This is a genomic window from Acinetobacter lwoffii, from assembly GCF_024129595.1.
Taxonomy (GTDB): domain Bacteria; phylum Pseudomonadota; class Gammaproteobacteria; order Pseudomonadales; family Moraxellaceae; genus Acinetobacter; species Acinetobacter lwoffii_O.
On sequence record NZ_JAMXXS010000027.1, the window covers coordinates 1 to 25,265 of the forward strand.

At 45.1% G+C, this 25,265-nt stretch carries 28 protein-coding genes; 9 read left to right on the forward strand and 19 right to left on the reverse strand.

Annotated features, from left to right (window positions below):
• The 5 genes from NI466_RS11860 to NI466_RS11880 all read right to left on the reverse strand — a co-directional run.
• The coding region (locus tag NI466_RS11860) for a GTP-binding protein (protein WP_072292276.1) at window positions 1-90 on the reverse strand (90 nt) is incomplete at its 3' end.
• Window positions 91-182: 92 nt separating this feature from the next.
• Entirely contained in the window at window positions 183-2,318 is a 2,136-nt protein-coding gene (gene fusA / locus NI466_RS11865) for an elongation factor G (RefSeq protein WP_005104814.1), read from the reverse strand.
• 128 nt (window positions 2,319-2,446) lie between these two features.
• Window positions 2,447-2,917 carry a 30S ribosomal protein S7 gene (gene rpsG, locus NI466_RS11870; RefSeq protein ID WP_004279240.1) on the reverse strand — a complete coding sequence of 157 codons (471 nt, stop codon included), beginning with the start codon at window positions 2,915-2,917 and terminating at the stop codon, window positions 2,447-2,449.
• Window positions 2,918-3,097: 180 nt separating this feature from the next.
• Window positions 3,098-3,472 (reverse strand): 30S ribosomal protein S12, encoded by a 375-nt coding sequence (gene rpsL, locus NI466_RS11875; RefSeq protein WP_002050319.1) that lies wholly within the window; start codon window positions 3,470-3,472, stop codon window positions 3,098-3,100.
• A gap of 156 nt (window positions 3,473-3,628) precedes the next feature.
• Window positions 3,629-5,113, reverse strand: coding sequence for an EcsC family protein (locus tag NI466_RS11880; protein ID WP_253173698.1), 1,485 nt, complete (start codon window positions 5,111-5,113; stop codon window positions 3,629-3,631).
• A gap of 273 nt (window positions 5,114-5,386) precedes the next feature.
• Here NI466_RS11880 and NI466_RS11885 point away from each other — a divergent pair, with 273 nt between their 5' ends.
• Together NI466_RS11885 and NI466_RS11890 are read left to right on the forward strand one after the other, a co-directional pair.
• Window positions 5,387-6,616 (forward strand): beta-ketoacyl synthase N-terminal-like domain-containing protein, encoded by a 1,230-nt coding sequence (locus NI466_RS11885; protein ID WP_004730606.1) that lies wholly within the window; start codon window positions 5,387-5,389, stop codon window positions 6,614-6,616.
• A 23-nt stretch (window positions 6,617-6,639) separates the two neighbouring features.
• Complete coding sequence (locus NI466_RS11890) at window positions 6,640-7,092, forward strand: CopD family protein (protein ID WP_004279237.1); 453 nt, start codon at window positions 6,640-6,642, stop codon at window positions 7,090-7,092.
• 57 nt (window positions 7,093-7,149) lie between these two features.
• Here NI466_RS11890 and NI466_RS11895 read toward each other — a convergent pair whose 3' ends face one another.
• The 4 genes from NI466_RS11895 to NI466_RS11910 form a co-directional block, all read right to left on the reverse strand.
• Window positions 7,150-8,577, reverse strand: coding sequence for an amino acid permease (locus NI466_RS11895; protein WP_005107715.1), 1,428 nt, complete (start codon window positions 8,575-8,577; stop codon window positions 7,150-7,152).
• Between the two features lie 169 nt (window positions 8,578-8,746).
• Window positions 8,747-9,112 (reverse strand): RidA family protein, encoded by a 366-nt coding sequence (locus NI466_RS11900; RefSeq protein ID WP_005247124.1) that lies wholly within the window; start codon window positions 9,110-9,112, stop codon window positions 8,747-8,749.
• Window positions 9,113-9,160: 48 nt separating this feature from the next.
• Window positions 9,161-10,273, reverse strand: coding sequence for an alanine racemase (gene alr, locus NI466_RS11905; RefSeq protein WP_253173699.1), 1,113 nt, complete (start codon window positions 10,271-10,273; stop codon window positions 9,161-9,163).
• 34 nt (window positions 10,274-10,307) lie between these two features.
• Window positions 10,308-11,567: a D-amino acid dehydrogenase gene (locus NI466_RS11910; protein ID WP_253148331.1), complete on the reverse strand. Its 1,260-nt coding sequence runs from the start codon at window positions 11,565-11,567 to the stop codon at window positions 10,308-10,310.
• A gap of 140 nt (window positions 11,568-11,707) precedes the next feature.
• Between NI466_RS11910 and NI466_RS11915 the strand changes: the two genes are divergently transcribed.
• On the forward strand, window positions 11,708-12,175 hold the full coding sequence (locus NI466_RS11915) for an Lrp/AsnC ligand binding domain-containing protein (RefSeq protein WP_004646102.1): 468 nt from the start codon (window positions 11,708-11,710) through the stop codon (window positions 12,173-12,175).
• Between the two features lie 87 nt (window positions 12,176-12,262).
• Here NI466_RS11915 and lysM read toward each other — a convergent pair whose 3' ends face one another.
• From lysM to NI466_RS11945, 6 genes are all read right to left on the reverse strand, one after another.
• Window positions 12,263-12,757 carry a peptidoglycan-binding protein LysM gene (gene lysM, locus NI466_RS11920; protein ID WP_004279231.1) on the reverse strand — a complete coding sequence of 165 codons (495 nt, stop codon included), beginning with the start codon at window positions 12,755-12,757 and terminating at the stop codon, window positions 12,263-12,265.
• A 185-nt stretch (window positions 12,758-12,942) separates the two neighbouring features.
• Window positions 12,943-13,179, reverse strand: a complete 237-nt coding sequence (gene acpP / locus NI466_RS11925; protein WP_004646101.1) for an acyl carrier protein — start codon at window positions 13,177-13,179, stop codon at window positions 12,943-12,945.
• An 83-nt stretch (window positions 13,180-13,262) separates the two neighbouring features.
• Entirely contained in the window at window positions 13,263-13,997 is a 735-nt protein-coding gene (gene fabG / locus NI466_RS11930) for a 3-oxoacyl-ACP reductase FabG (RefSeq protein ID WP_253173701.1), read from the reverse strand.
• Window positions 13,994-14,980, reverse strand: a complete 987-nt coding sequence (gene fabD / locus NI466_RS11935; protein WP_005247127.1) for an ACP S-malonyltransferase — start codon at window positions 14,978-14,980, stop codon at window positions 13,994-13,996. The genes fabG and fabD overlap by 4 nt, the downstream gene beginning before the upstream one ends.
• 223 nt (window positions 14,981-15,203) lie before the next feature.
• Complete coding sequence (gene rpmF / locus NI466_RS11940) at window positions 15,204-15,386, reverse strand: 50S ribosomal protein L32 (protein WP_004279227.1); 183 nt, start codon at window positions 15,384-15,386, stop codon at window positions 15,204-15,206.
• Window positions 15,387-15,463: 77 nt separating this feature from the next.
• Entirely contained in the window at window positions 15,464-16,021 is a 558-nt protein-coding gene (locus NI466_RS11945; RefSeq protein WP_004279226.1) for a YceD family protein, read from the reverse strand.
• Window positions 16,022-16,118: 97 nt separating this feature from the next.
• Here NI466_RS11945 and NI466_RS11950 point away from each other — a divergent pair, with 97 nt between their 5' ends.
• From NI466_RS11950 to NI466_RS11960, 3 genes are all read left to right on the forward strand, one after another.
• Complete coding sequence (locus NI466_RS11950; protein WP_253173715.1) at window positions 16,119-16,781, forward strand: elongation factor P hydroxylase; 663 nt, start codon at window positions 16,119-16,121, stop codon at window positions 16,779-16,781.
• Between the two features lie 87 nt (window positions 16,782-16,868).
• Window positions 16,869-17,486 carry an L-threonylcarbamoyladenylate synthase gene (locus tag NI466_RS11955; RefSeq protein WP_004646095.1) on the forward strand — a complete coding sequence of 206 codons (618 nt, stop codon included), beginning with the start codon at window positions 16,869-16,871 and terminating at the stop codon, window positions 17,484-17,486.
• A gap of 45 nt (window positions 17,487-17,531) precedes the next feature.
• Complete coding sequence (locus NI466_RS11960) at window positions 17,532-17,816, forward strand: hypothetical protein (protein WP_004279223.1); 285 nt, start codon at window positions 17,532-17,534, stop codon at window positions 17,814-17,816.
• 81 nt (window positions 17,817-17,897) lie between these two features.
• On the opposite strand, the gene NI466_RS11965 is transcribed toward NI466_RS11960, so the two are convergent.
• A complete protein-coding gene (locus NI466_RS11965) occupies window positions 17,898-18,377 on the reverse strand; it encodes a hypothetical protein (protein ID WP_004279222.1) in 480 nt (159 codons plus the stop codon).
• Window positions 18,378-18,881: 504 nt separating this feature from the next.
• Between NI466_RS11965 and NI466_RS11970 the strand changes: the two genes are divergently transcribed.
• The 3 genes from NI466_RS11970 to rluB are packed head-to-tail and all read left to right on the forward strand — an operon-like array spanning window position 18,882 to window position 21,357.
• Window positions 18,882-19,676, forward strand: a complete 795-nt coding sequence (locus tag NI466_RS11970) for a segregation and condensation protein A (RefSeq protein ID WP_004279221.1) — start codon at window positions 18,882-18,884, stop codon at window positions 19,674-19,676.
• A complete protein-coding gene (gene scpB / locus NI466_RS11975) occupies window positions 19,673-20,263 on the forward strand; it encodes an SMC-Scp complex subunit ScpB (RefSeq protein ID WP_180087408.1) in 591 nt (196 codons plus the stop codon). Before NI466_RS11970 ends, scpB begins: the two co-directional genes overlap by 4 nt.
• A 41-nt stretch (window positions 20,264-20,304) precedes the next feature.
• Window positions 20,305-21,357 carry a 23S rRNA pseudouridine(2605) synthase RluB gene (gene rluB, locus NI466_RS11980; RefSeq protein ID WP_253173703.1) on the forward strand — a complete coding sequence of 351 codons (1,053 nt, stop codon included), beginning with the start codon at window positions 20,305-20,307 and terminating at the stop codon, window positions 21,355-21,357.
• Between the two features lie 55 nt (window positions 21,358-21,412).
• Here rluB and NI466_RS11985 read toward each other — a convergent pair whose 3' ends face one another.
• From NI466_RS11985 to NI466_RS11995, 3 genes are read right to left on the reverse strand one after another with little or no spacing between them, the layout of a single operon-like run.
• Complete coding sequence (locus tag NI466_RS11985; RefSeq protein ID WP_253173704.1) at window positions 21,413-23,149, reverse strand: ABC transporter ATP-binding protein; 1,737 nt, start codon at window positions 23,147-23,149, stop codon at window positions 21,413-21,415.
• Between the two features lie 10 nt (window positions 23,150-23,159).
• On the reverse strand, window positions 23,160-24,311 hold the full coding sequence (locus tag NI466_RS11990) for an ABC transporter permease (protein WP_253173705.1): 1,152 nt from the start codon (window positions 24,309-24,311) through the stop codon (window positions 23,160-23,162).
• Window positions 24,312-24,318: 7 nt separating this feature from the next.
• A complete protein-coding gene (locus NI466_RS11995; RefSeq protein WP_004279216.1) occupies window positions 24,319-25,257 on the reverse strand; it encodes an ABC transporter permease in 939 nt (312 codons plus the stop codon).
• Between the last annotated feature and the right edge of the window lie 8 nt (window positions 25,258-25,265).

Genomic DNA, 25,265 nt, shown 5'->3' on the forward strand with positions numbered 1-25,265 from the left:
AGCTGTTAAAGTTGTTTTACCATGGTCAACGTGACCAATTGTGCCCACGTTAACGTGTGGCTTATTACGTTCAAACTTAGCCTTAGCCATGAGATCTTCCTTTTTAAACTACTCATGCAGGATCACTGCATGAGCACTTGGGTTTAACTATGAATTAGTTTGGGCTTATAGTAATCGAAAGATTACTCGTCGTCACCTTTTTTACCGCCAGATTGGAACTTAGAAATGATGCCTTCAGCCACGTTACGTGGAGTTTCAGCATATTTAGCAAATTCCATAGAGTAAGTCGCACGACCTTGAGACATAGAACGCATATGAGTTGCGTAACCAAACATCTCAGCCAATGGAACTTCAGCACGAATGGCTTTAGTACCACCAGGAAGATCGTCCATACCCTGAACCATACCACGACGACGGTTTAAGTCACCCATGATATCGCCCATGTAGTCTTCTGGAGTTTCTACTTCAACTTTCATGATCGGTTCAAGAAGGATAGGATCCGCTTTCATGAAACCATCACGGAAGGCATAAGAACCCGCCATTTTGAACGACAATTCGTCAGAGTCGACGTCATGGTAAGAACCGTCGAACAATGTCGCCTTAATGCCAACTACTGGGTAGCCAGCCAAAACGCCATTCTTCATACGTTCTTGAATACCTTTGTCAACCGCGCCGAAGAATTCTTTAGGTACAACACCACCTACAACTTCTTCAACGAATTCGTAATCTTTTTCAGATTCAGGATCCATGGGTTCTAAACGTACGTATACGTGACCGAATTTACCTTTACCACCTGTTTGACGTACGAATTTACCTTCTTGCTCAACAGACTTTTTGATCGTTTCACGGTAAGAAACCATTGGCTTACCAATGTTCGCTTCAACACCGAATTCACGCTTCATACGGTCAACAATGATGTCAAGGTGAAGCTCACCCATACCAGCAATAATCGTTTGACCAGATTCTTCGTCTGTACGAACGCGGAATGATGGATCTTCTTTCGCCAAGCGGCCTAAAGCAACTGACATTTTTTCTTGGTCAGCTTTAGTTTTAGGTTCAACTGCAAGTGCAATTACTGGCTCTGGGAATTCCATACGCTCTAGTGTAATTACGTGGTTTTCATCACATAATGTATCACCAGTAGTCGTGTCTTTAAGACCTACACATGCCGCGATGTCGCCCGCACGAATTTCTTCGATGTCATGACGGTCATTTGCGTGCATCTGTACGATACGGCCAACACGCTCACGCTTCATTTTTACTGGGTTATAACACGGGCTACCCGCTTTAAGAACACCAGAATAAACACGTACGAACGTTAAGTTACCAACGAATTTGTCGTTCATGATTTTGAACGCTAACGCAGCAAACGGTGCTTCGTCAGATGCTTCACGAGAACCTTCAGTCTCAGCTTTGTCATCAAGGATACCCTTGATCGCTTCAACGTCAGTCGGTGCTGGCAAGAATTCAATTACTGCGTCCAACATACGTTGAACACCTTTGTTTTTGAATGCTGAACCACAAAGCATTGGTTGGATTTCGTTCGCTAATGTACGCTTACGGATACCGCCAACGATTTCTTCTTTAGTAAGCTCTTCGCCTTCTAGGTACTTGTCCATGAGTTCTTCTGATGCTTCTGCAGCAGCTTCAACCATGTTAGTACGCCATTCTTGAGCTAGCTCAAGTAATTCAGAAGGGATTTCGCCATATTCGAACTTCATACCTTGAGATGCTTCATCCCAGATAATCGCTTTCATTTCGATTAGGTCAACAACACCCTGGAAGTTTTCTTCTGCACCAATTGGAACAACGATTGGCACTGGATTACCGCCAAGACGTGTTTTAACTTGTTCAACTGCACGGAAGAAGTTCGCGCCAGTACGGTCCATTTTGTTAACGAACGCAATACGTGGAACTTTATATTTATTTGCTTGACGCCATACAGTTTCTGACTGCGGCTGAACACCACCTACAGCACAGTAAACCATGCACGCACCGTCAAGAACACGCATAGAACGCTCAACTTCGATCGTGAAGTCAACGTGTCCCGGGGTGTCAATTACGTTAATACGGTGTTGTTCGAACTGGTTGCCCATACCTTTCCAGAAGCATGTTACAGCTGCTGAGGTAATGGTAATACCGCGTTCTTGCTCTTGTTCCATCCAGTCCGTAGTTGCCGAACCTTCGTGAGTTTCACCAAGTTTATGGCTCTCACCTGTGTAGAACAAAATACGTTCAGAAGTGGTTGTCTTACCTGCGTCGATGTGCGCAGAAATACCAATGTTACGGTAACGAGAAATTGGGGTTTGACGTGCCATGATTTCTAGCATTCCTAAATTTTGTTGTTTAAAACAGGACGCTTTAAGCTGCATAGCAACTTAAAGCGCTTTGGTGACAAAACCATGACGGTCTTGTCACCCTCCTGAATAGGGCCTGTTTTATCTGCTTAGAAACGGTAGTGAGAGAATGCTTTGTTGGCTTCAGCCATACGGTGCACATCTTCACGTTTCTTAACCGCAGCGCCTTTGCCTTCAGATGCATCAAGCAACTCGCCAGCAAGACGTAAAGCCATAGTTTTTTCAGAACGCTTAGCAGCAGCATCTACTAACCAACGCATCGCTAGAGCAGTACGACGGGATGGGCGTACTTCCATAGGAACTTGGTATGTAGCACCACCAACACGGCGTGCTTTTACTTCGACCATAGGACGAACTTTTTCAAGAGTAGTCTCGAAAAATTCAACTGGGTCTACTTTAGATTTTTCTTGAACGCGGTCTAAAGCACCGTAAACGATACTTTCAGCAATAGATTTTTTACCATCTTGCATTACGTGGTTCATGAATTTAGCGATTGTTTGGCTGCTGAACTTAGGATCCGGAAGGATTTCACGAGCAGCGACTACGCGACGTCTTGGCATTTTAAACTACCTATAAAGATGACACTTCAGGTTTATCCAGCATGAGTACAAAGTGTCATGTACTACTCGCTGGCCTTACTATACGTCGCTTGGAATTTTCACAAAATTAATGCAGAAATCAGACAAGCGAGACGATAAAGGATTGCGGTTCTACGTTCTTAAAATTTAATTCTTAATGAATTATTTCTTAGGACGTTTAGTACCGTATTTAGAACGAGACTGGTTACGATCTTTAACACCAGCACAGTCTAAAGAACCACGAACGGTATGGTAACGTACACCTGGTAAGTCTTTAACACGACCACCACGGATAAGAACAACACTGTGCTCTTGTAGGTTATGGCCTTCACCACCGATGTAGCTAGAAACTTCGAAACCTGAAGTTAAGCGAACACGGCAAACTTTACGCATTGCTGAGTTAGGTTTTTTAGGTGTAGTTGTGTAAACACGTGTACAAACACCACGGCGCTGTGGACAAGCCTTCAACGCAGGAACTTTAGATTTTTCAACTAAAGTCGTACGACCCTTGCGGATCAACTGATTTGTTGTTGCCATTTGGCAATTCTCCCGTTAATAAAAAGCCCCAAAAAACTACTACTTTTTGAGGGCATGCAATTGTAATTCAAGATGCAAAATTGGTCAACCTACTCAAGCCAAGCAAATGCCGTTTCTCACGACATTTGCTTGCTTTTATTTACCTTCAAAATTCGCTTATTTTTTTGAATTTTTACCGGCTTTTTTGCTCACGTCTTGAGCTTCAGATTCAGTTTCCGAATTTTCTTGATCCTCTGCACCCTGCTGTGAAGTCTCTGTAGCAGCTTCTGCCTCGTCAGCAGCTTCTGGATGCAGTTCAGCTTCGATTTCCGGGTCAAATGAAGTTTTGGTTAAAGCCGGTTGTTGCGACTGCTTGTCTGCCGCGGGTTCAACCAACTCATCGTTGAGCGCCTCCAGCCCTTCACTCACTTTTTCATCTTTCTTCACTTCTGCTTCTTCAGAGCTTAGATCATTCTGCTCTTTTTTGACCAGCTTGACTTGGGTAATCGTGTTATTGCCTTCAATCGCAATATCTTTATCCATGATCAGATTATCTTTCGCAGGCTCAACTTCGTGAGAGGCACCATTTAAGAGTTTCGGAGTTGCCTGTTGCAACAAACTAACTGCTTTTTCATAAGCAGCATAAGGAGACAATTGCGAATCCTGATGCTGAATCAGGTATTGGCGTGCATGCGAGAATGCTTCCTGAGCTTTCTGATTTACATCCTCGACAAAACGATGACTATATACAGCACCAATACCAGCACTCGCCAGAGGCGTCAGTTTGGTTAATCGCTCCAGAATCGAAATTTTTGGCAGATGATTTATCCATTCCCATTTAGCCTCTCCCTCATGACGACTTAACCATTGCTTGATAGCGCTCATATCATTATCAGAACCTAACATAGCTTGTAGCTGGGAGATATCATGAGTTTTAAGCGTATTACTTAAAGCTTTTAAACCCAATAACAAGGTCTGTTTTTCCGCAATCAGGCTCAGGTCAATCTGTCTAAAGATATGCTGGACGATTTCCTGATCATCTTCTTTGCTCAGGTCAAAACCATAAGAGCGACCGACTTGATAAATGGTACGCAACGCCATCAGTAAAGAAGCGGGAATATCAATCGCGGTGCCAAGCATTCCTGAAGCACCACTCACTGCACCCTGCACCGTTGCAATCCATTTGTTTTGTTCACCCAAAGCCTGTGAAATTCGCTTGGATCGATCGACGTCCTGAGTCAATTCCTCTAAATCTTTCGCTCCCGCTTCATTAAGAATGGCATCGACCGAACTGGTTTGATTACTGAATTGATTCAGACGATCATAAAAATAGTTAGACACTTTTTCGGTTAAGTCTGGAGAAACAAAATGCGCGACATTATTCACGGTATTAAAACGGCGTCCGAGGAGTTGACGAGACACATTTGGAAGATGCTCGCGAAGCATTTGCTGAGGATTGTCATATTTTTTAGCTGAAAAAGCGCTTTTCGTCTTCGCCGAACCGTCAATCACCTGATCGGAGTTAGAAGGCTTCAGTGCTTTAGTCACCGAATCCGGCGCCACATGATTCAATAAATCCAATCCGGTTGAACTGAACTTTTTCGCCACTCCAAAGGCATTCGAAATCAGACCATTAGATTGTTTATTATTAGCATTTACCATTTTTTACCTCAGCATTCATGTGCTTGTATTTGGTATAAATACTAGGTGTAGTCAGCGTTTATCTCAACTTTATTCTGTTTCATTTAGTAAAACCCGTACACGCCGACTCACAAACTCAACCGACTGTCACACGGCATAACATTTGCCATAAGATTTCAAAAGTCTTTCTGCTATCATGTTCCCCATCATGAAATAAGGCTAAGCGCTGGATTGGGCGATTTTAAAACCCAGATATCTGCCGCTGAGCATAGAGCAAACTATAAGGATCTGTAGATGAAACGTGTTGTCATCACTGGCATGGGTATTAACTCATGTATTGGTAATACATTAGAGGATGTAAACCATTCTTTACAAAACGGGATTTCAGGAACACGTTTTAATCCGACTTATGCTGAACTCAATTTCAAAAGTCATGTCAGTGCTGCAGCCGAGCAGGATTTCGACGGGATCGACCGCAAACTGAAACGCTTTATGGGTGTATGTGCGATGTATGCATATAACTCAGCTCTTGCTGCGGTTGAACATGCAGGTTTAAAGGTTGAAGACCTAGCTGGCAACCCACGCTATGGTATCGCGGGTGGTTCAGGTGGCGGTTCAACTGCTTCCGTTATTGAAATGAACGAATTATTGCAAACCAAAGGTGCGCGTAAAGTCGGTCCTTTCTTTGTACCACGTAATATGACCAACACCATTACGGCTAACGTTGGCGTTGCATTCAAATTACAAGGCGTGGCACATACCATTACCAGCGCATGTGCAACCTCTGCGGATGCCATTGGTTATGCCTACAACCTGATTCAACTCGGTAAACAAGATTTAATGCTGGCAGGTGGCGGTGAAGAAGATCACTGGTCACAAAGTTTATTGTTTGATGCCATGGGTGCACTTTGCTCTAAATACAATGACAGCCCTGAAACAGCATCACGCCCTTATTCTGCAGACCGTGACGGTTTCGTGATTGCCGGTGGTGGCGGTTTTGTGATCCTTGAGTCTTTGGAACATGCTCAAGCGCGTGGTGCCAACATTCTTGCCGAAGTCGTAGGCTATGCAGCCAATTCGGATGGTGCCGACATGGTTGCACCATCTGGTGAAGGTGCAACGCGTTGCGTACTGATGGCTTTAGAAGAAGCAAAACAACACGGTGTCGATAAAATTGACTATGTAAATACGCATGGTACTTCTACTCCAGCGGGTGACATCACAGAACTTAAAGCGATGGAACGTGCTTTTGGTGAAGGTCAGGTTCCTCCACTCAGCTCAACCAAGTCAATGACAGGTCACAGTCTGGGTGCTGCTGGTGTTCAGGAAGCGATTTATTCAGTTCTGATGATGCAAAATGACTTTATTGCTCCAAACATCAACGTGACCGAGCTGGATGAAGGCGCAAAACCGTTTGATATCGTGCTTGAAAAACGTGACGCAAAATTGAATACTGTGATGAGTAACAGTTTCGGTTTCGGCGGCGTAAATGCTTGTCTCATTTTCAAAAAATGGGAAGGCTAAGCTGCCCAGTTTAGGGTGACTTGATGGATGCTCCTTCTGATGCTTTCTTGTGGGTAAAAGCATTACATATTATTGCGGTGGTTTGCTGGTTCGCGGCTTTGTTCTACTTGCCACGGTTATATGTTTATCATGCCATGAGCGAAGATGCCGTCAGTCATCAACGCTTTGAAGTCATGGAACGCAAGCTGTACCGTGGTATCATGTGGCCAGCCATGTTGGCCACCTTGATTACGGCACATTTTCTGGTCGACTGGGGTGATGCAACGCGTCACTACCATGAAGCCTTATGGTTTTACCTTAAAGTCGGCCTGGTCGGCTTATTGGTGATTTACCATCTGGTGTGTGGTTATTACCGCAAGAAGCTGATTGATAATGCACATTACAAGTCACACAAGTTTTGGCGTTATTTTAATGAGATGCCAACCCTGATCTTATTTGCCGTGGTGATTTTAGTGGTAGTTAAACCTACTTTCTAATTCACCTGCGCAATCAAAAAATCCCCGATTAGTCGGGGATTTTTTATGTCTGAATATTTAAGGATTACCACGCTGACGCATACGTGGCTTATACAGCAGACGATAGGTCACTGCCAGAATAATCAACCATAAAGGACTGATCATCAGAGCCTTTAAGGTATCGGGTTCCAGACTTAAAATAATCAAGGCGAATAACAAAAATGCTAATACCACATAAGACATCCATACTCCACCCGGCATTTTAAAGGTCGAAGCCACATGTTTTTGCGGTTGCTGCTTACGGTAACGGATGTAGCACACCATGATGATGCTCCAGATACTAATAAACAGGATCACACACAGCGAACTTGCCAGAGTAAAAGCTTCCATGGTATTTGGTACAAAATACTGAAATGCTGCCCCTAACATAATAAAAGCACAGGAGAAAAATAACCCTGTGGCTGGTACTGCCCGACTAGATAACCGCGCTAAAGCTTGAGGCGCCTGTCCATCACGTGCCAAACCAAACAACATACGACTGGTCGAGAATACACCACTGTTCATAGAGGACATCACAGATGACAATACCACCAGGTTCATGATAATGGCTGAAGTTGGAATACCGGCATACAGGAACAAACTCACAAAAGGACTTTGATCCGCAGGAATCAGATGCCACGGTGTGACCGACATGATCATCAGCAATGACAATACATAGAACAGAATGATCCGTGTAGGAATGGCGTTGACCGCTTTGGGTAAATTCTTTTCCGGATCTTTTGTTTCTGCCGCCATGGTGCCGAGCAGTTCCACCCCGACAAAGGCAAACATGGCAATCTGGAAGCCTGCCAGAAAACCGGTAAAGCCTTTGGGAAATAAACCACCATGTGCCCAGACATTACTAAAGCTGGCGACGGCGCCACTCGGTGCCTGAAAACCGCTAAACACCATATAACCACCGACAAAGATCAAACCGAGAATAGCTAAAATCTTGATCAGTGCAAACCAGAATTCAATCTCACCAAACAGTTTTACCGTCACCAGATTAATCGCAAGAATAAACAGCACACAGCCAACACTAATCATCGCCTGTCCCATCGGGGTAAAGGCCATGCCTTCGGGCAACCAGAAACTTAAGTAGTTAATAATCGCCGCGAGATCGGCAATCCCTACCAGCACCCAACCTAGCCAGTACGACCAGCCAATATAATAGCCAGCACCCGGCCCGATCAGGTCATGGGCCATATCAATAAAGGATTTGTAATGCAGATTAGACAGCAGCATTTCACCCAACGCACGCATCAGGAAGAAGAACATGCCACCAATGATCATATAAATGATCAAAATTGAAGGGCCTGCTAGGGAGATGGTTTTTCCCGATCCCATAAACAGGCCGGTACCGATACAGCCACCAATGGCGATTAACTGCAAATGTCGGTTTGAGAGTTTTCGTTGCAACTCATGCGGCGACGATTTTACGTCCTCTGTGCCCGGGGTGGTTTTCATTTTTACATCCTTTTTAATCTTTACAACAGCATCAAGCTGAATTTACAACGTTCAGTCCTCGAACGCTTATTATGACATTTTCATACTTTTTACTGCGCTGTTCAGTGAGATTTACTGCACTAAAACGACTTAAATGATTGCAGGGGAGATTTCAACATTAAAAATTAAATTAAGCTCGAGCTGCAATGACTGCAATTTCAATCAGCCAGTCCGGATTAACCAAATCTGCCTGAATCGTGGCACGTGCCGGCGTGCCATGACCTTGTAACCACTCTACCCAAAGCTGATTCACAGTTTGAAAATCATCCAGATTTTTCACGAACAGTTGTGCAGAAAGCAACTGGCTTTTATCAGTATTGGCCAATGCAAGCAATTCCTCAATTTTTGCAAAGACTTCCAGTGTTTGTCCGCGTACATCCAGATCCGTGCTATTCGGCACCTGACCCGATAGATACACGGTTTGCTGATGAATCGTCACCGCACTCATGATTTGATTGCTGTTGAGTCGCTGAATAGCTGTATTGTCCTGTGTCATGTTGATCTTCCTTGTTTGGGATATTGAAATAAAATTTAAATTAAAAATTTAAGCCTCAATCTGGAAATGAACCCGAGCGGTCACTGCACACATCAGCTCATAGCCGATGGTACCTGAACTGGCCGCCACGTCATCAATCGGCAAAACCACACCTTGGGAAGATTGGCCCCAAAGTACCACTTCACTACCTATATCTGCGTGCGGCAGCGCAGTCAGGTCTACCGCCAGCATATCCATACTGATTCGACCCAATGTCTGTGTTTTGATTGAATCGACCAGCACGGGCGTACCGGTCGCCGATAACCGTTGATAACCATCCGCATAACCACAGGCCACAATCCCGATCCGCATATCCTGTGTGGCAATAAATTTGGAACCATAGCCAATGCTCTGACCTGCCTGGATCATTTGAATGGCGATAATTTCACTGCATAAGCTCATGCTCGGTTGCAAATTCCAGTCTTGAATCGTGTGTGTTGGATAATCTGGTGAACTGCCATACAGCATGATGCCGCTACGTACGATATCGGAATGGAGGGTTTGATGATGCCGCAGAATGGCCGCACTGTTACTGAGTGAGATTTTACCCTCAAACCCCTGAATGGCCTGGCTAAAAATCAGGTTTTGATACTGAATCCCATCCTGTCCAAAACGCTGGCCATCTGCATCGGAGAAATGGGTCATATGCGTGATTGAACGGACATTATTTAGTTGATGCAGCTCCTGCCAGATCTCTGCATATTGCTGTGGCTCAAAACCCAGACGGTTCATACCGCTGTTCATTTTCAAAAACACATCAAACTGTGCATCTGGCACTATTTCGGCAAACTGTTTCAACCATTGCACTTGATGCGAGGAATGAATGGCAAAGCTCATTTCATTCTTCGCACATTCAAATAAATCCGCTAGAGCAAAAATACCTTCGAGCAATAGCAACGGCTTCTTGCATCCCAGCGCACGCAGTCGTTTACCCTCTTCAATATCCAGAAAGGCAAAACCGTCCGCACCTTGAAGTGCCGCATAGACCCGTTCAATCCCGTGCCCATAGGCATTGGCCTTGACCACGGCAAATACCTGACTATTGGGCATATATTGGCGCGCCACACTTAAATTATGCGCAAGCGCCTGTTGATGAATGATCGCAGTAATGGGACGTGGCATACATTCCTCCTTGAATATTCCGCCTCAGATGGCCTTAGGCCGCTTGGTGATAGCGCGCCAATGACAGACCTTCGGTGCTGATTTCAGGATCACGGGCCAAGACCAGATCGCTGATTAATTTTCCTGAACCACAAGCCATGGTCCAGCCCAGCGTGCCATGTCCGGTATTCAGGAACAGATTTTTAAAACGGGTTTTTCCAATAATTGGCGTACTGTCCGGGGTCATTGGACGCAGGCCTGTCCAGAAGCTGGCCTGATTCATGTCACCCCCTGGGAATAAATCACGGGTCACCATTTCCAGCGTGCCGCGACGATCTTCATTCAGACCCAGGTTAAAACCACTCAGTTCTGCCATACCACCGACGCGAATACGCTGGTCAAAACGGGTAATCGCAATTTTATAGGTTTCATCCAGCACGGTAGATTGCGGAGCGAAGGCTGAATCTAGAATAGGAATGGTCAATGAATAACCTTTCACCGGATATACCGGTAAATTCAGTTCAAGCGGTTTAAGGAAATCACGTGAATAACTACCAAAGGCCAGCACATATTTATCTGCCGTGAGCACCTGACCATTCACCAGAACACCTTTGATCTGATCACCTTCTACAATCAGTTTTTCAACGTTTTGATTGAACTTGAACTCTACACCCATCCCTTTGGCATGTTCTGCCAGGGCATTGGTAAACAGATAGCAGTCACCTGTTTCATCATTCGGTAAATGCAGACCACCCACCAGTTTGTCTTTTGCCTGTGCCAATGCTGGTTCTACACGCGCCAGCCCATCGCGGTCCAACAGTTCAAATTCAACTCCAGTTTCTTTCAGAACCTCGATATCGCGCTGAACCGCATCCAGCTGCGCATCTTTACGGAAAATCTGCAAAGTGCCTTTTGAACGGTTTTCATAAGAGATGCCAATATCACGGCGCAAATTACGCAAACAGTCACGGCTATATTCAGCCACACGCACCATCCGTTCTTTATTGACTGCATAATGCTGCGCATTACAGTTTTTCAGCATTTGTGCCATCCACTGCAATTGCCACAAGCTGCCATCGACATTAATCGCCAACGGTGCATGATGCTGAAACATCCATTTGACTGCCTTAAACGGAATACCTGGTGCAGCCCAAGGGGTCGAGTATCCTGGAGAAATCTGCCCGGCATTACCGAAGCTGGTTTCTTGCGCCGGACCTGCCTGACGATCCAGCACAGTCACGGTTGCTCCCTGCTGCGCCAGATAGTAAGCGCTTGCCACACCAATCACACCACTACCCAAAACTAATACGCGCATTAACTTAACCCTCAAACATCTTTTCAGTTTATTTCACTAGTATATTTTTGCTTTAATAGTTAAATTCACTATATTCAGACTGTATATTCAGTGAAATAAATATTTTTTCGGGCAGAATTAAAAAAAAGAGGGAAATATTGATGCGCAAATTAGACCGCATTGACCGCATGATTCTGGATATCCTGCAACGCGATGGCCGTATTGCCATTAGCGAACTTGCAGCACGCGTCAATCTATCGACCACGCCCTGTTCAGAACGGGTAAAACGGCTAGAGCGCGAAGGCATCATCATGGGCTATTACGCCCGTTTAAATCCGGAAATGCTGGAGCGCAACCTGCTGGTTTTTCTGGAAATCAAACTCTCTGCCAAATCAGGTGATGTCTTTGATCAGGTGGCACGCAATCTGACTGAGATTCCAGAAGTCCTGGAATGCCATTTAATTTCTGGTGATTTTGATTATCTGGTCAAAGCGCGTTTAAAAGAAATGAGTGCTTATCGCCGTTTACTGGGAGATTTACTAAAAAAACTACCTGCCTCTGCTTCCTCGCACAGTTATGTGGTGATGGAAGAAGTCAAAGAAAGTTTATATCTGGACCTGGGTATTTAATGAGTTTGAATTTCTAAAGCTACGGGCAAAAACAACAAAGCCCCAAACGGGGCTTTGAGATCGAACATTGATTGGAATTATTAAATCTTAAGCAGGAATGCGGAGCACCTGTCCCGGGAAAATATCATCTGCATCTTTGAGCAACGGACGGTTGGCTTCAAAAATCTTATTATACTGATTGGCATCACCATAAAATTCTTTTGAGATTTTCGACAGACTGTCACCTGATTTCACCGTGTAAAATTTACTTTCCGGTTCAGGACTGCTCACCGTAAGCTGATCATCCACTTTGGCGACATGATCAATATTACCCACGGCCAGAACAATCTTTTCACGATCGGCCTGGCTTTGCACCTGACCTCTAACCGTCGCCAGATCCGAAGCGGAATTATAACTAATGGATAAGCCAGTGATCGGAAGGCCCAGACTTTTCACATGGCCGAGTAATTTATTTGCCACTTCCTGAGCAGAAGGCTCTGCAGGTTGTGCTGCAGCTGGCGTTGTCGTTGTAGGTGCAGCCTGTGGTTCCGCAGCAGCTGTATTCTTCTTACCGATACCTTTTACAAAATCAAAAAGACCCATAGCGGACTCCATTCTTGTTGTTAATGTCACATCACTCTTATTTTTATAATGAAAACTCTATAGAGATAGTTAGTCATTGGTGACAGAAAGGTAATGGATTGTAAAACCTCCATTCATGTGAAAGGCAGACACAAAAAAACCACCTCGAGGGTGGTTTTTTTGTTCAGCAAAGCTGAAATCGGCGATTAACCTAGTTTCTTAGAAACGTAGTCAATTGCAGATTGAACAGTTGTGATTTCGTTAGAATCTTCATCAGGAATCGTGATGTCGAAATCATTTTCGAAAGACATAACAAGTTCAACTAGATCTAGAGAATCTGCACCTAAGTCATCCATGAAAGACGCTTCGTTTTTAATCTCTTCGATTTTGATACCAAGTTGTTCTGCAACTGCTTGCTTAACACGTTGTTCGATATCGCTCACAGGAATTCTCCTCATTGCTTGTGGCGTTTTTAATGCCGTTAGTTTAATTGAATCTAAAAAATTTGGAAAGTTTATACTTGAGCTTAGCTCATGTATAAGCCCCCATTTACATGCATAACTGTACCAGTAATGTAACTGGCTTTATCCGAAGCCAAGAAACTTACGGCATTTGCGATATCCTGCGGATCACCTAAACGGTTTAATGCCACCTGCTCAGTCATCTTTTTACGAATTTCTTCGCTTAGCTGCTCAGTCATTTCAGTCGCAATAAAACCTGGTGCTACCGAGTTTACGGTAATCTGACGGCTACCCATTTCTTTGGCAAGGCTACGGCTAAATGCTTCAATACCTGCTTTGGCAGCAGAATAGTTGGCCTGACCCGGGTTGGCAAAGTGTGCCACCACAGAACTGATGTTGATAATGCGGCCGAAACGCGCCTTGGTCATGCCTTTGAGTACACGCTTAGACAAACGGTAAACTGCTTTCAGGTGAATATTTAAAATATCATCCCAGTCATCTTCAGACATACGCAGCAGCAAATTGTCTTTGGTAATACCAGCATTATTGACCAACGCAAGGACTGGACCATAGTTCTGTTCAATGTCCGTTACCAGCGCATCAATCGCAGCACCATCACGTACCTCTAGTACTTTTCCAGCGCCATTTTCAGCAAACTGTGCAGATAATTTTTCCGCACCCGCTTCAGACGTTGCAGTACCTACGACAAAATAACCATCCTGAATCAACTGTTGTGCGATCGCAGCACCAATACCACGACTTGCACCTGTTACCAGAGCAACTTTACGTTCCTGTGTCATGCACTTTTCCCTTCTGCCGCCAATACGGTGTTTAATGCATCTTCCAGACGAGATTGACTGTCCAGTGGAAGTGCTTTTTGAATATTCGGCAAGCGTTTCGCCAAGTTGGTCAATACATTACCCGGACCACATTCTACGATGTACTCAACACCTTCATCTTGAAGGAATTGTAAAGTTTTAGTCCATTGTACTGACTCATAAAGTTGCGCGGTCAACGCCTGACGCAATTCATCTACACTGGTTGCCGCTTGCGCGCCCACATTTTGTAATACAGGAATGCGTGGCAGCTCAATGGCGGTTTGTTCCAATGCCGGAGCAAACTGCTCAGCCGCAGGTTTCATCAATGAACAATGCGATGGAACCGATACTGGCAATGCAATGGCTTTTGCGCCGTTTTCTTTGGCCAATGCCATCACTGCTTCAACGCGATCTTTATTACCCGCAACAACTACCTGCCCTTGGGCATTGTAGTTTGCCGCTTCAACAGAACCTTCACCTGCTGCCGTGGCCTGTGCACACAGCTCAATCACTTTGGCATCATCCAGACCCAAAATGGCAGCCATTGCACCGACACCCTGAGGTACAGCCGTCTGCATCAGTTTACCGCGCAGGTTCACCAGCTTCGCAGCATCACCTAGGCTTAAAGCACCCGATGCGACCAGTGCGCTATATTCACCCAGTGAATGGCCTGCCAGATATTTCGGTGCTACACCGCCAGATTCCAACCACACGCGCCATAAGGCAATACTTGCAGTCAGCAATACCGGCTGGGTAAATTCGGTTTGATCCAGACCTTCGCCACTTTGCGCAATCTGCCACAGATCAAAACCGACGGCTTCAGATGCTTCTGCAAATGTCTCGCGAATACTTGCAAACTGTTCTGCAAGCTCAGCCAGCATACCGGCCTTTTGTGAACCCTGACCCGGAAACACAAATGCAGTTTTTGTTGCTGGCGCTGCTTGTTCGAGTGGTGTAGCAGACATAATAAAATCCTTTCATTCAAGAGGTGTGCTTCTTCAATCCTAACAAGAAGACTGACCAATAAGACCACCTAAATCATTGTGGAGCGCAATTTAGCATGTAATTTTGCTGGCGGTAATTGCCAAATACAACAAAAAACCGATACACCTAAAAATCAAAAACAAAAAAAAGGGAGCTAAATGCTCCCATTTTTTCTACTAAGCTTGACGCTTAATACATCACCAATTATTCAGCAGATGCTTTAGCGAATAATTGACGACCACGGTAGATACCATCTTTAGATACGTGGTGACGACGGTGAGTCTCGCCAGTAGCTTGGTCTACAGTTAATGCATTCTCGGTTAAAGCGTCATGTGAACGGCGCATGTCACGGCGAGAGCGACTTTTACGGTTTTGCTGAACGGCCATGATGGCTCCTTACAAAGATCGAAAAAATGGATCAGAACAAATTCGATTGTCTTATACACAAGAGTATAACACAAAAATTAGTTAAGTTTACCCTTCAAAGCAGCCAAAACTTCAAACGGGTTGTCCCGTTTTTCTTCAGCCACTTCTTCTACGGCAGGTTGATGCTTATGTTCACAAAACTCATGTTTAGGCGACAACGGCATCAACAATAACAGTTCATCTTCTATCAGCGCGAGCAAATCAGCGGTCGCAGGTGCATCATAATCACCTTTGGTCGTTGCTTCACTTTCACCTAGGACGATGAAATCAGCATCCTCATCCAAGCGCTCTATCAGTGACTCATCATCCACAAGTGCCAAATGGAACGAAGAAACCAGTTCAATTTCTACGGTTTCCAGACAACGCTGGCATTCCATAGGAACTTTTGTTTCAACGTGACCATCTAGCCATGCAATACGATGATAGGCATCCATTGATAGCTTACAGTCTATGTTAATCAATTGATCATCAATTGATCCAACAGCTTCACGAGCGATACGAACAAAGCGGGATAAAGGCAGTTGACCTGACCATTTAAAGCCCTGTTCAGCCCATTTAAACGGCTCAATCTGTGCCGGAAAGGTATTTGCTGACATAATTAAGGCGGCAATTCTACAAATTCATCAGTACTCTGTCAAAGATTAAGATACAATTTTGTACTTATTTCGACAGACCATTTGGGTAACTCAAGTCATGCATCTGTTGCAGCCGCAAACAGAAGTGAATGTTTCATCACTCGTTAGCACAATTCCAAGCCTTGATTCTGACAGTTCAACACAACAAGTGCAACTCTCGCCATGGGCGAATTTATCGTCAGAAGCGCAGCAGGTGGACTGGCTCATCTTACACTTTAATCACTGGTTTTCCCATTTAAATGTCACTTTAGTGCGTGGCGAATTTGAACCAGAATATTTCCCTGCAAGTACAAACAGTCCTGCCCGGATCCAGTTTGCCCATGGTTTCTTTAATAGCGCTTTGCATGAAATCAGCCACTGGACCATTGCCGGAGACAAACGCCGCCTGCTGCCTGATCTGGGTTACTGGTATGCACCGGATGGCCGCACCCGCGAACAGCAGGCTTTATTTGAACAGGTCGAAATCAAGCCACAGGCGATTGAATGGATGTTTGCCCAGGCTTTTGGCCGTAAATTCCGGGTTTCTTTGGATAACCTGGCTGGCGACGGCGGTGATGGTGCCAGCTTTAAAGATAATGTCTACGCTCAAGTACAGGCTTATTTTAATGGTACAGCCAAACTTCCACGTGATGCAGCACGCTTTATCCAATGTATCTGTATCTGCATCAGAGGTGGCAAAAGTTTACAATCTGATGAATTTATACGTGAAATGCTTGATTAAATTACACAAATCTACCTTTTTTATGATTGCCAGATCTTGCCTGAGCGCCACATAATAAGCCATCAGCCCAAGCTTGGAGTAGTCTCTATGCTGCATTTACGCGTACACCCAGACAATCCGCAACCCCGCTTAATCAGTCAGGCAGTGGAACGTATCCGTGCGGGTGATGTGGTGGTCTATCCCACTGATGCGGCCTATGCGATTGGTTGCCAGATTGGGAACAAGAGTGCCATGGAGCGGATTGCGCAAATTCGTGGTTTGGGCCCAAAGCATCAATATGCGATTCTGTGCTGTGATTTATCCGATATTGCCACTTATGCCAAAGTGGACAATGCCATGTACCGTTTGCTGAAAAATAATACACCGGCCATCACGACCTTTATTTTACCTGCGACCAGTGAAGTGCCACGTCGGTTGATGCATCCTAAAAAGAAAACTATTGGTCTGCGCATTCCAAATAATCCGGTGTGTCAAATGTTACTGAAAGAACTCGGTGAACCGCTGTTGACCTCTACCCTGATTTTACCGGGTCAGACTGACCCACTCGATGATCCTTATGATATTGAAATGCAGCTGGGCAAACGCATTGATGTTTTTGTAGATAGTGGTTTAGGCACGTTGAGCACAACTTCTATTGTAGATTTATCCGGTGATCATCCAGAAGTGATTCGTCGTGGTATGGGAGATGTCAGCGCCTTTGAATAAACGACGCTTGAGAAATTCCTACAAACATTCGGGGAGTCAAAATGAATGGATTTATTTTATCTCCTGCTAAATCAGCATGAATTTTCTGCACAGGATTTAATCTATGCAGAACTGCCTTGGACACTGCAATCCAAGGCAGTCATGGTCGAAGCACATTTTCCTTCCCATCCCACTGTAAATATTGATCATACTGAGTACCAATTTTTCCTGACGTTGGCTGTAGCGAGACAGTTGTTGCAGATCTATTCAAACCAAAATGTATGCCTGGCAGAGACTTGCCAACGTATCATTGAATTTGCGACCAAGGAATACAATCATTCCTCACCATGAAAATCTAAAAAAGCATAGGGTGAGAGGTTGCAGTTCTATTCTTTTCAATTCGACAGGTATGCAATGGTTGCCAAAACCAGTTTAGGAATCTGAACTACGTTCATAATGACGAACTGCAATGAAATTTGGGCATTGCGATAGCTTCTGTTCATGGTGCATGAGTTCCTCGCCCAGCTTATTTTTCAGATACACATGAAAAATGATCTGATCATCTTCCAGTACATTCAGCATCGCCGTACGTGCTTTGGGTTCCATGACTTTAAAGGAATTGATCGACTCACAAGACATGGCTTGCATATCCAGTTTAATCCGCTCATCCAGCTGGTCGCCCTCATAAGCCATATGCCGCATGTAAAAACGAATATTGGGATATTGGTCCAGCACACTAAAATCCATTTTCATGGCCTGCATGACAGGTCGGGCCTGTTCCGCAAAAGCTGAAAATCCACCTGATTTCAGTCCTGTGCGTGCTTCATCTTCAAGCTGCATAATCTGATATTTGGGATAAGCCCAAAATCCCCCGAATGCGATCATCCCAATAACAACCAGAATAAGTGGCATGCTTTCTTCACCTTTTTATTGATTTTTGTGATTCTTGACTATTTTTCGAGAGTATAGCGGTATTTTTGACCAAAAATTATAGGGAGATATTTTATTAATACTTATTAATTTTATGTTTTTTAATGGGAAATCCGTTTAAAAATCATTCAATATCTGCCAGCTAGCTTATTTTCTCTTTTGATGAGAATCACTGTATTGATCAAGTTTTTTAAGTGAATCAACTGATATCATCTACCAGATACGCTTAATTATGAGAACCAATTTAACCTAAAAATCACCGTAGCATTTCCAGCTATGTTTTGTCATTTTTCTCGTTGCTATTTTTAAATCGTAGATAAATTCCATTATTTTTTTAAGTTTTTATGGCTTTGACGGCTTATTTAATTTATTTAAAGTTACTTTTCCAGTACAATGACAACGCTTAATCCTGTGCTTTTCTTTCGATCAGATACCGAAAATCAAGCCTTTGCATGCCTTTGAAAATTCGCGTGGCCTATAATTGTAATGACTCAAATTATCCATAACACTATGGAATCTGCTCCGCACATTCGGGTTCTGGATGAATGGCAGGATACAATTCCAGAGGATCTGTACATTCCTCCAGCGGCATTTGAAATCTTATTAGAACATTTTGAAGGCCCACTCGACTTTTTAATTTACCTGATTCAAAAAAACGGTTTTGACTTGCTACAAGTCGATATCGCGCCGATAGCAGCACAGTATTTGTCTTATATGGACGCGATGAAATCCCTGAACATCGAGCTGACGGCCGACTATATGGTGATGGCGGCCTTACTGGCAGATCTGAAATCACGTTTGCTTTTGCCGAAACCGAAAAGCCTGACTGCGATTGAACAGGATCCAAAACAAGAACTGATTGACCGTTTAGAAAATTATTTAAGAATTAAACAGGCAGCAGAACGTCTGGGCCAGATGCCGATTCTGGAACGTGACACTTTCACCACCAACGTCAGTTTGGGCGAAATCCAGCAGCCGAATGAAGGCTATTCAAGCGATTTATTGCGTGATGCCTTGCTTTGTATATTTAACCGTCCTGAACCGGTGATTCATCAGGTGCAACAGGAACCGGTACTGCTGGAAGAACGTATTGCCTATATTGAAAGTTGTATTGAAACTGGCGCAATACTCAGCTTTAAGGACTTGTTAAAACCGAGCCAAGGCCGTATGGGTATGGTGGTAACCTTTATGGCGGTGCTGGAACTGACCCGACAACAAAAAATTCAGATTATTGCTACAGGTATTGAAGCCCCGCTCGCGATTCAAGGAGCCAGTCAATGACACTCGATCAAAATACGCTGTTATCTGCAGAAGATAATCTGCACGAAGTCCTGATGCAGCTTGAAGCCATTATTTTTGCCAGTGACACTGCGGTTTCATTGGCTCGTCTGAAAGAAGCTTTTCAGGATCGCTATAGCAAACAGGAATTACGTCAGTATTTACAACAACTTTCCATGCTGATGCATGGCCGTTCGATCGAACTGATTGAAACAGCACAAGGTTATCGTTTTCAAGTACGTGCAAAATATCGTAATATTATTGCACAGACCTGGCCAGAGCGACCGGCTCGCTTGTCGCCTTCATTACTGGAGACACTTGCGGTGATTGCTTATCACCAGCCAGTGACTCGAGCGGATATTGAACAGATTCGTGGTGTTACGAATAACAGTCAAAACCTGCGTACGCTGTTTGACTGGAACTGGATTAAAGAGTCCGGATTTCGTGAACTCCCTGGAAGACCTGCGTTGTTAATGACAACGCCACAATTTTTAAATGCGTTTGGCCTGAATAGTTTGGGCCAATTGCCTCCCCTGCAGGATGCCAAGGAAGCTTTTATGGCCCTCGATGCGAATGCACCGAAGTCATAAATAGGTGAACTGTTGATAATTATTTCTAAGGTTATGCTGTCATGAGTGAAAAGTTGCAAAAGGTGCTTGCACGCGTTGGTTTGGGTTCTCGCCGTTATATGGAAGAAGTCATTGCCGCGGGTCGTGTAAGTGTCAACGGGCAAATTGCCCAAGTGGGTGAACGAATCGAACCAGGTGATGAGCTTCGCATCGATGGTCGTAAAGTTGCCTTCCAGATTGAAGACGAAATCCGTCGTCGTGTCATTATCTATTACAAGCCTGAAGGCGAGATCTGCTCACGTAGCGATCCTGAAAACCGTCCGACCGTGTTTGAACAGCTGCCTGCTATTCCGGGCGATCGCTGGGTGATGGTCGGTCGTCTGGATATTAACTCCACCGGTCTACTCTTGTTCACAAATGATGGTGAACTTGCGAATCGCTTGATGCACCCATCGAATGAAATCGAACGTGAATATGCAGTTCGTGTCATGGGTGAAGTAACGCCACAAATTCGTAACAACATGCTTAAAGGCGTGGTGCTAGACGATGGTCCGGCAAAATTCGAATCTTTCTCTGAACTGGGCGGTGACGGGATCAACCGTTGGTTCCAGGTCGTGGTGAAAGAAGGTCGTAACCGTGAAGTACGTCGTATCTTTGAATCACAAGGCCTGAAAGTCAGCCGTCTACTGCGTACCCGTTATGGTACTGTGATTTTGCCACGCGAACTGCGTACCGGTCGCTGGATTGAACTGGATAAAAACGATATCGACAACCTGACCAAAGCTGTGGAATTGAAGCCACGTCAAGGTACAGGCTTGTTTGGTATGGCGAAACGCCGTAACGAGCGTATGCAAGACAAACCGATGGCTGCGCGCCGTGGCGGTTTCTTGCGTCAGCAACGTCGTGACAGTGATGAGCAACCACAAAACAATACTGGCCGTGAGCGTCGTGATGACAATGCGTATGGTCGTCGTGACAAAGCTGAAAACCAGAACGGCACTCAGTTTGTACGTCGTGAAAACCGTCCGGATCAAGGTTTTGGTCGCCGCGAAGAGCGTGATGAAAATGCGCCGCGTCGTCCATACGGTATCAACAAAGGCTTTAAAAAGTTTTAATTAAGATAAATAAAAAAAGTCAGGCACATTGCCTGACTTTTTTATGCCTTATGCATCAGGCACTTTGTGGAATCCCTTGCGGAATGGCACCGAGTAAACGCTTGGTATATTCATGCTGTGGAGATTGATACAATTCATCTGAATTGGCGATTTCCACCAGTTCCCCATGATTCAGCACCATGATCTGATCTGAAATATATTTCACTACCGACAAATCATGTGAAATAAAGATATAGCTGAGTCCGAATTCATCCTGCAAATCTTGCAGTAAATTCAGCACCTGCGCCTGTACTGAGACATCCAGTGCCGAGACCGATTCATCACAGATCAAAATCTCAGGCTTTAAGGTCAGGCAACGTGCGATTGCAATCCGCTGACGCTGACCACCGGAAAACTCATGCGGGTAGCGATAAAAAGCCTGAGCAGGCAAGCTGACCCGTTCCAGCAAATCCAGAGCCATTTGCTTGCGTTCGGCATCATCCTGACCAATCTTGTGAATCTGCATCGGTTCCATCAGGATTTGCCCTACGGTAAAGCGTGGATTCAGAGAAGCATACGGATTCTGGAATATGATCTGGATTTTACGTTGATACTGGGTAAATTCCTGTTCCGACATGTCCAGAATGTCCCGACCCTGAAACAGTGCCTTACCGCCCGTAGCCTTTTGCAGACGCATCAGCAACAAGCCAATGGTGGTTTTACCCGAACCGGACTCCCCGACCAACCCCAAGGTCTTGCCTTTGGCCAGCTGAAAAGAAACTCCTTTTACTGCTTGAAACTCATCTTTGCCAAACAGTCCTTTACGACTATAAAAAGATTTTTGCAGATCCCGTACATCCAGAATAATTTCCTCTCCGCCCTTTAGTCCACGTGAACGTTGCGGAAGCTGAGTATTCAGACGAATATCTTCCAGCCAGGTTGAACCATCCTGTTTCATAAAATCGCTGATCATCGGCAAACGTAACGGACGTTGCGAGAGTTGCGGGCGGCAGTGCAACAAGGCTTTGGTATACATGTCCTGAGGCCGGTCCAGCACCTCCCGAACCGGACCCTGTTCACGGATTTCCCCATGGCGCATCACAATAACCTGATCGGCAATTTCACCAACCAATGCCAGATCATGGGTAATAAACAGCATCGACATCTGACGACGCTGACGTAGCGATTCCAGCAAGTCCAGAATCTGCTTTTGAATAGTCACATCCAGGGCTGTGGTCGGTTCATCTGCAATCAACAGTTTCGGTTCACAGGCAATAGCCATGGCAATCATGACCCGTTGCTGCTGTCCACCGGAAAGCTGCCCCGGATAGGCATCAATTTTAGTTTCTGGCGCAGGGATCCCCACTTCTTTGAGCAGCTCCAGGGTACGTTGCCGCGCCTGCTTTTTATTCATGCCCAAGTGTAGTTGCAGGATTTCTGCAATCTGCATGCCTACCGTAAATACCGGATTTAGCGAAGACATTGGTTCCTGAAAAATCATGGCAATGTCTTTGCCGCACCTCTGGCGCATTTCACGGGTTTTAAGCTTGAGCAGGTTTTTCCCTTCAAAGATGATCTGGCTATCTTCTGAAATACGTGCGCTTTCTGCCGGAAGCAGGCCCATAGTGGCGAGGGAAGTGACCGACTTGCCACTTCCCGATTCGCCTACCAGTGCAACTGTGGTATTGGCCGGAATCTCGAAAGAAACCCCTTTTACAGTCTCAATATATTCTTTATTTTCACCTTTAAAACTGACTCGCAGATTTTCTACGCGAAGTAGCGCAGGTGCTGTGCTTGGATTGATTTCAGACATCGTTGCGCTCCTATTTCAGTTTTGGATCTAATGCATCACGGAGTGCATCAGTAAACATCGAGAAAGCAGTTACCAATACCGCCATGGCGATTGAGGCTGCCGCCAGTTGCCACCATTTACCCAAAATCAGCTCGCTTTGTGCTTCATTTAGCATACTGCCCCATGACACTACCCCGATAGGCACACCGAAACCGAGGAAGCTCAAAATGACTTCGGACTTGATAAATGCCACCACCAGAATAGACATCTGTACCAGGGCAATATGGCTGACATTGGGAAAAATATGGACAAACATACGACGCATATTACTCACGCCAATCGCTTTGGCAGCCAGCACATATTCACGTGCCGTATGCTTCATGTATTCAGCACGAACCAAACGGAAGACCCCGGTCCAGCCAGTCAGACCTAAAATCAGGATGATTGATAAAATACCTTTCTGCTGTAACACTGCGGCAATGGCCAAAACCAGCAACAGATAGGGAATCGAGGTAAAGATATTATAGAACCAGTTTAGGACATCATCGACCCAACCACCAAAGTAACCTGCTATTGCACCCAGTGCAGTTCCAATCAGTACAGCGACAAAGGCTGCAATCAGTCCAACCAGAATCGAGGTTTCAGCCCCCTTGATAGTTTTCTGTAAAACATCCTGTCCCCATTTATCAGCGCCGAAAACCAGACTTTGCTTGAGTTCACCACTTTCATCCATCAGCTGGCCGCCGAGTTCCTGATTAATGGCCTTCATGTCTTCTGCCAGCGGATCGACCACTCCATAATAATCGATGCCTGCACCAGCACCCTGCTCAGCAGCAATTTCAGTATTCAATTCAGCAATGACATCTTTTAAGGGATCAACTGGATTGACCGGTAGAGGCACAGATTCTGTGCCCTGCTCTGTATCAGGTGCAGCCGGAACTGGCGCTGCACTGATAAAACTCGGCGGTGCATAGCTGACCGCCACTTCTTTATTCCAGTCTTTGGCAATCAGGCCGCTCATTGACAGTACCAGCAGCAGCAGATAAAACAGCACCACATACAGGGAAAACATGGCAATCCGGTCACGTTTCAAACGGCGCATGGCCAGTTGCCATAATCCTGTAGAAGCCGATTCAGGTGCTGCTTCAGCCGCTTGTTCTTTTTTAAATATCGCACTCAGCATAATTCACCTACTTCAACTGTACACGCGGATCGACCCATTTATAGATCAGATCGGCGATCAGGTTGAATATCATGGTCGCAGCAGCAACATAGACCGTAATGGCTTTAATCACAGGAAAATCGGAACGTTCTACCGCAATAATAACTTCACGGCCAATTCCCGGAATACCAAAAAAACGTTCGATCAGGAAAGCACCGATCAGCAGTGCCGGAAGTCCTGCCATCACATCGGTAATAATCGGAATCGAAGCATTGCGCAAGACATGCACGCCCATGATACGGTTTTCACCCAGGCCTTTGGCACGCGCAGTACGTACATAGTCCTGATTGACTTCATCCAGTACAAAACTACGATACAGGCGTAGTGTTGGTGCGATACTTACCACCAACATAATCAGCACAGGTAACAAGGCATATTTGAAAAGATTATCGGCAAAATTATCGCTCCAGCCCTGTACCGGGAACCAGCTCAGTTCATAGGCCAGGAAATACTGGAACACGATGATGTATACCAGAATACTGATCGACATACCGATCGTACACAGCATCATGATCATGCGATCAGTCAAAGAACCACGAACCGAAGCCACACCCAAAGCCAGAATGATAGAAATAATAGTTTGCAGAATAGTCAGTGGAATCAGAATGGTCAGTGAGGGTCCCAAACGGGTGGTGATAATCTGTGCCACCGATTCCCCGGTACTCCAGCTCACCCCATAATCAAATGTTAAAATCTGCTTGATAAAGATCCAGAGTTGTACGTAATACGGTTGATCCACACCCAGTTGCTGACGGATGTTCTCAATCTGTTCCGCATTGGCCATTTTACCGGCCAGAATATAGGCAGGGTCTCCACCTACCCAGTTAAACAGCAGGAAAATCAGCAAAATCACCCCGAGCATGGTCGGGATCATTTGCCAAAGCCGTCGAATAATATATGCCAGCATCGCTTGCC

What these genes read in the sequence shown, in the direction of transcription:
- NI466_RS11895 (WP_005107715.1), bottom strand. Translation starts at nt 8,577, where the DNA reads ATGAAAACCACCCCGGGCACAGAGGACGTAAAATCGTCGCCGCATGAG.
- alr (WP_253173699.1), bottom strand. Translation starts at nt 10,273, where the DNA reads ATGCCACGTCCCATTACTGCGATCATTCATCAACAGGCGCTTGCGCAT.
- lysM (WP_004279231.1), bottom strand. Translation starts at nt 12,757, where the DNA reads ATGGGTCTTTTTGATTTTGTAAAAGGTATCGGTAAGAAGAATACAGCT.
- NI466_RS11965 (WP_004279222.1), bottom strand. Translation starts at nt 18,377, where the DNA reads ATGCCACTTATTCTGGTTGTTATTGGGATGATCGCATTCGGGGGATTT.
- NI466_RS11880 (WP_253173698.1), bottom strand. Translation starts at nt 5,113, where the DNA reads ATGGTAAATGCTAATAATAAACAATCTAATGGTCTGATTTCGAATGCC.
- NI466_RS11950 (WP_253173715.1), top strand. Translation starts at nt 16,119, where the DNA reads ATGCATCTGTTGCAGCCGCAAACAGAAGTGAATGTTTCATCACTCGTT.
- NI466_RS11970 (WP_004279221.1), top strand. Translation starts at nt 18,882, where the DNA reads ATGACTCAAATTATCCATAACACTATGGAATCTGCTCCGCACATTCGG.
- NI466_RS11945 (WP_004279226.1), bottom strand. Translation starts at nt 16,021, where the DNA reads ATGTCAGCAAATACCTTTCCGGCACAGATTGAGCCGTTTAAATGGGCT.
- rpmF (WP_004279227.1), bottom strand. Translation starts at nt 15,386, where the DNA reads ATGGCCGTTCAGCAAAACCGTAAAAGTCGCTCTCGCCGTGACATGCGC.
- rluB (WP_253173703.1), top strand. Translation starts at nt 20,305, where the DNA reads ATGAGTGAAAAGTTGCAAAAGGTGCTTGCACGCGTTGGTTTGGGTTCT.
- NI466_RS11900 (WP_005247124.1), bottom strand. Translation starts at nt 9,112, where the DNA reads ATGACACAGGACAATACAGCTATTCAGCGACTCAACAGCAATCAAATC.
- NI466_RS11885 (WP_004730606.1), top strand. Translation starts at nt 5,387, where the DNA reads ATGAAACGTGTTGTCATCACTGGCATGGGTATTAACTCATGTATTGGT.
- NI466_RS11910 (WP_253148331.1), bottom strand. Translation starts at nt 11,567, where the DNA reads ATGCGCGTATTAGTTTTGGGTAGTGGTGTGATTGGTGTGGCAAGCGCT.
- NI466_RS11985 (WP_253173704.1), bottom strand. Translation starts at nt 23,149, where the DNA reads ATGTCTGAAATCAATCCAAGCACAGCACCTGCGCTACTTCGCGTAGAA.
- NI466_RS11990 (WP_253173705.1), bottom strand. Translation starts at nt 24,311, where the DNA reads ATGCTGAGTGCGATATTTAAAAAAGAACAAGCGGCTGAAGCAGCACCT.
- scpB (WP_180087408.1), top strand. Translation starts at nt 19,673, where the DNA reads ATGACACTCGATCAAAATACGCTGTTATCTGCAGAAGATAATCTGCAC.
- NI466_RS11890 (WP_004279237.1), top strand. Translation starts at nt 6,640, where the DNA reads ATGGATGCTCCTTCTGATGCTTTCTTGTGGGTAAAAGCATTACATATT.
- fusA (WP_005104814.1), bottom strand. Translation starts at nt 2,318, where the DNA reads ATGGCACGTCAAACCCCAATTTCTCGTTACCGTAACATTGGTATTTCT.
- fabD (WP_005247127.1), bottom strand. Translation starts at nt 14,980, where the DNA reads ATGTCTGCTACACCACTCGAACAAGCAGCGCCAGCAACAAAAACTGCA.
- NI466_RS11955 (WP_004646095.1), top strand. Translation starts at nt 16,869, where the DNA reads ATGCTGCATTTACGCGTACACCCAGACAATCCGCAACCCCGCTTAATC.
- NI466_RS11995 (WP_004279216.1), bottom strand. Translation starts at nt 25,257, where the DNA reads ATGCTGGCATATATTATTCGACGGCTTTGGCAAATGATCCCGACCATG.
- NI466_RS11960 (WP_004279223.1), top strand. Translation starts at nt 17,532, where the DNA reads ATGGATTTATTTTATCTCCTGCTAAATCAGCATGAATTTTCTGCACAG.
- rpsL (WP_002050319.1), bottom strand. Translation starts at nt 3,472, where the DNA reads ATGGCAACAACAAATCAGTTGATCCGCAAGGGTCGTACGACTTTAGTT.
- NI466_RS11915 (WP_004646102.1), top strand. Translation starts at nt 11,708, where the DNA reads ATGCGCAAATTAGACCGCATTGACCGCATGATTCTGGATATCCTGCAA.
- fabG (WP_253173701.1), bottom strand. Translation starts at nt 13,997, where the DNA reads ATGACACAGGAACGTAAAGTTGCTCTGGTAACAGGTGCAAGTCGTGGT.
- rpsG (WP_004279240.1), bottom strand. Translation starts at nt 2,917, where the DNA reads ATGCCAAGACGTCGCGTAGTCGCTGCTCGTGAAATCCTTCCGGATCCT.